The sequence below is a fragment of the Stenotrophomonas sp. YJH_SMC_119 genome (assembly GCF_059368315.1).
In genome coordinates this window covers 270555-277404 of the sequence record NZ_JCAFRP010000006.1, presented here as the reverse complement: position 1 = coordinate 277404, position 6850 = coordinate 270555, and the positions used below count along the sequence as shown (strand labels likewise).

At 66.2% G+C, this 6850-nt stretch carries 6 protein-coding genes; 4 read left to right on the top strand and 2 right to left on the bottom strand.

Annotation, left to right across the window (positions count from 1 at the left end):
- The first annotated feature begins 219 nt into the window (after positions 1–219).
- Both AC5P6S_RS12070 and AC5P6S_RS12065 read left to right on the top strand, forming a co-directional pair.
- Positions 220–798 (top strand): GNAT family N-acetyltransferase, encoded by a 579-nt coding sequence (locus AC5P6S_RS12070; RefSeq protein WP_012479721.1) that lies wholly within the window; start codon positions 220–222, stop codon positions 796–798.
- A gap of 110 nt (positions 799–908) precedes the next feature.
- The gene (locus tag AC5P6S_RS12065) at positions 909–2405 is read left to right on the top strand and encodes a S10 family peptidase (RefSeq protein ID WP_005412919.1); all 1497 of its coding nucleotides are present in this window, start codon (positions 909–911) and stop codon (positions 2403–2405) included.
- Between the two features lie 366 nt (positions 2406–2771).
- Here the strand turns inward: AC5P6S_RS12065 and AC5P6S_RS12060 are convergent, their stop codons facing one another.
- Both AC5P6S_RS12060 and AC5P6S_RS12055 read right to left on the bottom strand, forming a co-directional pair.
- Positions 2772–3893 carry an inorganic phosphate transporter gene (locus AC5P6S_RS12060; RefSeq protein ID WP_005408993.1) on the bottom strand — a complete coding sequence of 374 codons (1122 nt, stop codon included), beginning with the start codon at positions 3891–3893 and terminating at the stop codon, positions 2772–2774.
- Positions 3894–3906: 13 nt separating this feature from the next.
- Complete coding sequence (locus AC5P6S_RS12055; protein WP_004152833.1) at positions 3907–4533, bottom strand: DUF47 domain-containing protein; 627 nt, start codon at positions 4531–4533, stop codon at positions 3907–3909.
- 292 nt (positions 4534–4825) lie between these two features.
- On the opposite strand from AC5P6S_RS12055, the gene AC5P6S_RS12050 reads away from it, so the two are divergent.
- Together AC5P6S_RS12050 and AC5P6S_RS12045 are read left to right on the top strand one after the other, a co-directional pair.
- Positions 4826–6130, top strand: coding sequence for a hemolysin family protein (locus tag AC5P6S_RS12050; protein ID WP_032966609.1), 1305 nt, complete (start codon positions 4826–4828; stop codon positions 6128–6130).
- Positions 6114–6773 carry an exopolysaccharide biosynthesis protein gene (locus AC5P6S_RS12045; RefSeq protein ID WP_049449166.1) on the top strand — a complete coding sequence of 220 codons (660 nt, stop codon included), beginning with the start codon at positions 6114–6116 and terminating at the stop codon, positions 6771–6773. The genes AC5P6S_RS12050 and AC5P6S_RS12045 overlap by 17 nt, the downstream gene beginning before the upstream one ends.
- Positions 6774–6850 lie beyond the last annotated feature (77 nt).

Here is a 6850-nt window from a genome sequence, read left to right as displayed (position 1 = left end):
ATAATAGCACCTGATAAGGTCGCCATGCCTCCGACCCGCCTTGACCCCTTTGCGGGGCAAGGGGCTCTGACCGGGTTGCCGGGTAGTGCCGGCCGCTGGCCGCCACCCTCGCCTGCCGGCCAGCGCCCGCCATTACCGGCTCATGCGCCCTTGGCATTACGCCGCCATCGGCAAACCCGGCGGCGGCATAATGCGCGTCCACCCGTGTGGACCATCGTATTGGCCAGCCACTCGCTGCTGTTTCCCGCCCTGCCGCTGCACAGCGCGCGGTTGGTGCTGAGCCCGATCCGCCGTGACGACGCGGCCGCGCTGTTCGCGCTGCAATCCAATCCGGACGTGATGCGCTGGTGGAACCATCCGGCCTGGACACGACCGGCCGAAGCCCGCGAACAGATCGACGACGACCTTGCCGCGCACGCGATCGGCACCCAGTTGAAGCTGGCCTTGCGCGAATCACCCAACGGCCCACTGCTGGGCGTCTGCGTCGCATTCGCCATTGATCGTGAGGCCATGCGGGCCGAGATCGGCTATCTGCTGGCGCCCGACCGCCAGGGCCAGGGCTACATGCATGAGGCCCTGCAGCAGATGCTGGGCTATCTGTTCCACACCCTGCACCTGCACCGCATCGAAGCCGAGATCGATCCACGCAACGTACCCTCGGCACATGTGCTTGACCGCCTCGGCTTCCACCGCGAGGGGGTGCTGCGCCAGCGCTGGCGCATCCAGGGCGAGCTTTCGGACTCGGCCGTCTATGGCCTGCTGGCCAACGACGAAGCGGCAGCCACCCTGCCCGTTTGATCCAATCTGGCCGCAAGCCGCTGCAGAACGTGGCCATGCCTTTGGACACATACGGCATGGCACTCCACCGGCCTAGCATCGGAACCCCCTTCCGCTGCCGATCCGGTGCCATGAAGTCCCTGCTGCACACTGCCGCGCTCTGCGTCGGCCTGCTCATCGCCCCCACCAGCGTGCTGGCCGCGCCCGCCGCTGACACCAAGCCCGATTCGAAAGACGACAGGACCGACGCGCCTGCGCTGCCCGCCGATGCGTCGGCGCGCCAGAGCATGCGCCTGGCCGGCCGCACCCTGGACTACACCGCCACCGTCGGCACCCTGCCGGTGCGCGATGAGAAGGGCAAGGTCATCGCCGATGTGGTGTTCACTGCGTACACGATGCCGGGCAAGGACCGGCCGGTGACGTTCGCGCTCAATGGCGGCCCTGGTGCCTCGTCGGTGTACCTCAACATGGGCGCGATCGGGCCCAAGGTGGTCACCTTCGGTTCGGAAGGCGACAGCGCCTCGGCGCCCGCGACCCTGCATGACAACCCGGGCACCTGGCTGGATTTCACCGACCTGGTATTCATCGACCCGGTCGGCACCGGTTTCAGCCGCGCGCGCATCGGCGATGACGAGGCGAAGAAGCAGCTGTACAACCCCGGCGCCGACATCGAGTACCTGTCGCGCTCGATCTACGACTGGCTGCTGCGCAACCAGCGCATGGCGTCACGCAAGTACCTGACCGGCGAGAGCTACGGCGGCTATCGCGGCCCGCGCATCACCCATTTCCTGCAGACCCGGCTGGGCGTGGCGATGAACGGCCTGGTACTGGTCTCGCCGTACCTGAGCCCGACGCTGGAAGACAACGCCGACGTCTCGCCGATGGCATGGATGCAGACGCTGCCGTCGATCGCCGCGGCGCACCTGGAGCGCCAGGGCAGGCTCACCGACGCGGCAATGCGCGAGGTGGTGGAGTACACCCGTGGCGATTACGCCACCGCGTTGATGAAGGGCCGCAGCGATCCGCAGGCCACCGAGGCGATGCTGCGCCGGGTGACCGAGCTGACCGGGCTTGACCCGCAGTTCGTGCGCCGTGCCGGTGGCCGTCTTGAAACCCAGGCCTACCTGCGCGAAGTATTCCGCGACAAGGGCACGCTGGGCAGCCGCTACGACTCCAATGTGACCGCGTTCGATCCATTCCCGAATGACCCGGAGCAGCGCGCCAATGATCCGCTGCTGGACAGCATCATCGCGCCAACCACCACGGCGATGGTCGACTTCGTGACGCGCGTGGTTGGCTGGAAGGTGGATGCACGCTACCAGGCGCTGAACTACGACGTGAATCGTATGTGGGACCGCAACGGCGAGCTGCGCCAGGGTGCGGTGACCCAGCTGCGCCAGGCGGTGGCGATCGATCCGCATCTGCAGGTGCTGATCGTGCATGGCTGGAACGACCTGTCGTGCCCGTTCATGGGCTCGATCCTGACGGTGGACCAGATGCCGGCGATGGGCAGCAACCCGGACCGGGTGCAGGTGCGGAGCTATCCGGGCGGGCACATGTTCTACAGCCGGACGGACAGCCAGGCGGCGTTCCGCAAGGATGTGCAGGCGCTGTTCCAGCGTAATTGAGGGGTTCGGCCGGGCCTGCGGCCCGGCACCCGCTGACTGCCACGGCCACTGCCACTGCAAAAGCGGGCTTCCTGGGGGCTGGCAAGGTGGGGTGGATATGCAGGACACGCCGTAAACCCGTCCATGGGGGCTCGATGGCGCCATCCATGGCGCCAACGGTCCTGCATATCCACCCCACCCCGCCGCTGACAGGTTCCTGCTGCTGTTGGTGGGTGCCGACCGTTGGTCGGCACGGGATCGGATCCCTGCTTCTGCTCTGGTAGGTGTCGACCTTGGTCGACACGATGTGTGCGGAAAATTCTTTGCCCATGAAAAAAGCCCGCCGGATACCGGCGGGCTTTTTCGTTTGCAACCCTGGCGTGGCGATCAGGTCCAGCCGAACAGCTCGAACAGCTTCAGGATCAGGTACGCACAGCCGCCGGCTGCCGGGATGGTCAGGATCCAGGCCCAGACGATGCGTTCGATCACGCCGAACTTCAGCGAGCGCGGGTTCTTGGCGAAGCCGACGCCCATGATCGCGGTGGAGATGCTGTGCGTGGTCGAGACCGGCATGCCGAAGTGGGCGGCCAGGGTCAGGATGGTGGCCGAGCTGGTCTCCGCGGCGAAGCCGTGGATCGGGTGCAGCTTGACCATCTTGTGGCCCAGGGTCTTGATGATCTTCCAGCCGCCCGAGGCGGTACCGGCAGCCATCACTACCGCACAGGTCAGCACGATCCACATCGCGATGCCGTCACCGGCGTGCGCGTCCGGGTGCATGAAGGCCAGCCAGGACGGCAGGTCATCCAGTGCGCCGGTGGCCTCGGCACCGATCAGGGTCATGGCGATGATGCCCATGGTCTTCTGCGCATCATTGTGGCCGTGGGCGAAGCCCATGTAGGCCGCCGAGGCGATCTGGGCCTTGCCGAAGAAGGCATTGACGATGCGCGGGCGGGCCAGGCGACCGATGGCGCCACCGATCCTGGCCAGGCCGGCGATCAGGCCCCACAGCAGCACCATCACCACGATGCCGAGCAGGAAACCGGCGATCGGCGAGGTGATCATCGGCACGAACACCTTCCACAGCAGGCCCTTGTTCTGCGCCCAGCTGCCCAGGCGCTCGGACCAGATCAGCGCGTCCCAGTTGTTGTGGGCGGCCGCCAGGCCGGCGCCGCAGAGGCCACCGATCAGCGCATGCGAGGACGAGGACGGCAGGCCCTTCCACCAGGTGATCAGGTTCCAGATGATGCCGCCCAGCAGCGCGCACAGGATCACCTGCGGGGTGACCTCGACCACGTTGGTGTTGAGCAGGCCCGAAGCGATGGTCAGCGCCACCGCGGTGCCGGTCAGCGCACCGATGAGGTTCATGAAGGCGGCCAGCATCACCGCCCAGCCGGGCGAGAGCACCTTGGTCGCGACCACGGTGGCAATGGAATTGGCGGTGTCGTGGAAGCCGTTGATGAACTCGAAGACGAGTGCGGCCAGGATCACCACCAGGACAAGGGTCAACATGCGGCGGCGTCCGTCAGCTGTTCTTCAACACGATCTGATACGCAACCACGCCGGCCTCGCGGCAACGGTCGATGGCCTTTTCCAGGATCTCGAAGAATTCCTTCAGCAGGAACATCTGCAGGTTGTCCAGGCGGCCGGAATAGATGTCGCGGTACAGCTCGAGCATCAGGCGGTCGGCCTCGTTTTCCAGCGAGCGCAGCTTCTCGTTCAGCGCGGTCATCCGGTCCAGGTTCATGTGGCGCAGGTCGGCCACCATCTCCACCACCACGCCGGCGGCCTGTTCCAGCATCGCCGCGCGCGGCGCGAAGTCGATGTGCTCCAGGTGGGTCGTGGCCAGCGAATAGCGATCGGCGAACTTCTCGATCTGCTTGGGGATCTTGTACAGGGCCGAGCCCAGCGCTTCGATGTCTTCGCGCTCGATCGGGGTCATGAAGCTGTCCACCAGCGCCTGGCTGATCTTGTCCGAGGCCGCGCGCTCGCGCAGGCGGGCCAGCTTGAAGGCGTCCAGCGCGGGCTGGCGGTCGGCCTCGCGCAGCATGGAATGCAGCGCCTTGGCGGCGTCGGAGGCCGCGACGGCGGCCTCATCGAGCAGGGTGTAGAACTGTTTGCCGGAACCGAAAATGGTCTGCAGAGAGAACATTGAGAAACCTGTCAGCCGTCGCGGGAAGGACGGCACCAGACGGAATTATGACGGCTAGATGACCATCTCGGGTATCCCCGCCCCCTTTCCGGGGCTTGGAACCCCGAACCTGAACAGGCGGTTGCCACCCTGCCACGCCCCTTTGCTAAGATGCCAGCGCGCCTTCGGGCGCATCCTATGGACGACGACCCTTATCCCCCAGCGCCGCGCCGGACCCCGTTCCTGAGCGCCTGCCGCCATCGCAAGCACCCGCCCTCCCTGCCACCAACCGGGGACGACGCCCGTGTTTGAAATGATCCTGATTGTCTTCGCGCTTGTTCTGCTGAACGGCTTCTTCGCCATGTCCGAGATGTCGGTCATGACCTCGCGCAAGAGCCGCCTGAAGCAGATGGCCGCCACCTCCAAGCGCGCGGCCAAGGCGCTGGAGCTGTCCGAGAAGCCGGAGAGCTTCCTGTCCACCGTGCAGATCGGCATCACTGTGATCGGCGTGCTGACCGGCTACCTCGGCGGCGAAGCGCTGGGCGAAGCCTTCGCCGGCTGGATCCAGGGCCTGATGCCGGGCTTCGCCTATGCCGGCAACATCGGTACCGCGCTGGCGGTCAGCCTGATCACCTTCATTACGCTGATCTTCGGCGAACTGGTGCCCAAGCGCCTGGCGCTGACCCGTTCGGAGGCCATTGCGGGCCTGGTCGCGATGCCGATGAGCTGGCTGGCCAAGCTCGCCCTGCCCTTCGTCTGGCTGCTGTCCAGGACCACCCAGCTGGTGCTGCGCCTGTTCGGCCTGGGCAAGGATGAAGTCGCCTCGGTGACCGAAGAAGAGATCCGCATGCTGGTCGCCGAAAGCCACGAGGCCGGCGTGATCGATGCCCACGAGCGCGACATGATGAACCGCGTCATGCGCCTGGGCGACCGCACCGCCGACAGCCTGATGACCCCGCGCAACCGCATCGCGTGGCTGGATACCCAGGCCGGGCTGGAGCGCAACCTGGAAATCATGGCCGAACACGAGTTCTCCCGGTACCCAGTGTACCGCGACAACGACATGGACGTGGTCGGCGTGCTCGAACTGAAATCGCTGGCCACGCGCATGGCGCGCGGTGACAACGCGCTGTTCCAGACCCTGCGCGAACCCCTGTACGTCTCCGAATCGACCCACGCGATGAAGCTGCTGGAAATCTTCCGCGAGGAACAGCAGTCGATGGCACTGGTGGTGGACGAGTACGGCGAGATCCAGGGCCTGGTGACCATCAGCGACCTGATGGGCGCGGTGGTCGGCCGCCTGCAGGCGGTGGAGAACGCCGACGAGGACGCGCTGGTGGTGACCCGCGAAGACGGCTCGCTGCTGGTGGACGGCTCGCTGCCGATCGAAGACGTGCGCGAACTGATCGGCAGCAACGACCTGCCCGACGCCGAGGACGGCGACTACTACACGCTGGCCGGCATGTGCATCCATTACTTCGGCCGCATTCCGCACGCAGGCGAGTACTTCGACTGGGCGGGCTGGCGCTTCGAAGTGGTTGACCTGGATGGTGCGCGCGTGGACAAGCTGCTGCTGCGCACGTTGTCAGACGAGCAGGCCGATGAGCTCACCGCCTGAGCCCGGCAAGGGTCCGGGCGACGAGCGCCCGGCCTACCGTAACGAGGGCATCCGTACCCTGCTGGAGATGTTCGCCTCTGGCGATCCCGCCGAGCACATGCCGCTGGGCCAGATCCTCGGCAACCTGCAGCAGAGCGCGTTCGGCGTGTTCCTGTTCGTGGCGATCCTGCCGTCGTTCATCCCGATCCCGGGCATGGGCGGCGCGGTCAGCGGCCCACTGGTGGTCCTGATCGGCCTGCAGATGCTGTTCTGCCTGCGCCGGCCCTGGCTGCCCGGCTTCATTGCCCGCCGCGGGCCGAAGCGCGGCACCATGCATCGTTTCCTGGACCGCATCGACCGCCCGCTGCGGCGCCTGGACAAGATGCTGAAACCCCGCCTGCCGCAACTGCTGACACCGCTGATGGCGCACGCCTTCACCGGCCTGCTGCTGGTGCTGCTGGGCCTGCTGCTGTCGTTGCCGATTCCCTTCACCAATTTCCTGTTCGGCTTCCAGCTGCTGCTGTTCTCGCTGGCGCTGCTGGAACGCGATGGCGCGCTGATGCTGTTCAACTGGATTGCCGCCGTGGCAGCGATCGCGTTCTTCGGTTTCAGTTCGGGGCAGCTGGTGGGTTATACGGTGGAGCTGTTCCAGCGCTGGTTCTGATCCGGAATCCGGTAGAGCCGGCCGCTGGCCGGCTGCCACGTTTCCAGGGCTGCCGGCCAGCGGCCGGCACTACCAAT

Bases quoted from the DNA above. Each gene is read 5' to 3' on its own strand.
- AC5P6S_RS12045 (WP_049449166.1), top strand. From the start codon at position 6,114: ATGAGCTCACCGCCTGAGCCCGGCAAGGGTCCGGGCGACGAGCGCCCG.
- AC5P6S_RS12055 (WP_004152833.1), bottom strand. From the start codon at position 4,533: ATGTTCTCTCTGCAGACCATTTTCGGTTCCGGCAAACAGTTCTACACC.
- AC5P6S_RS12050 (WP_032966609.1), top strand. From the start codon at position 4,826: ATGATCCTGATTGTCTTCGCGCTTGTTCTGCTGAACGGCTTCTTCGCC.
- AC5P6S_RS12065 (WP_005412919.1), top strand. From the start codon at position 909: ATGAAGTCCCTGCTGCACACTGCCGCGCTCTGCGTCGGCCTGCTCATC.
- AC5P6S_RS12060 (WP_005408993.1), bottom strand. From the start codon at position 3,893: ATGTTGACCCTTGTCCTGGTGGTGATCCTGGCCGCACTCGTCTTCGAG.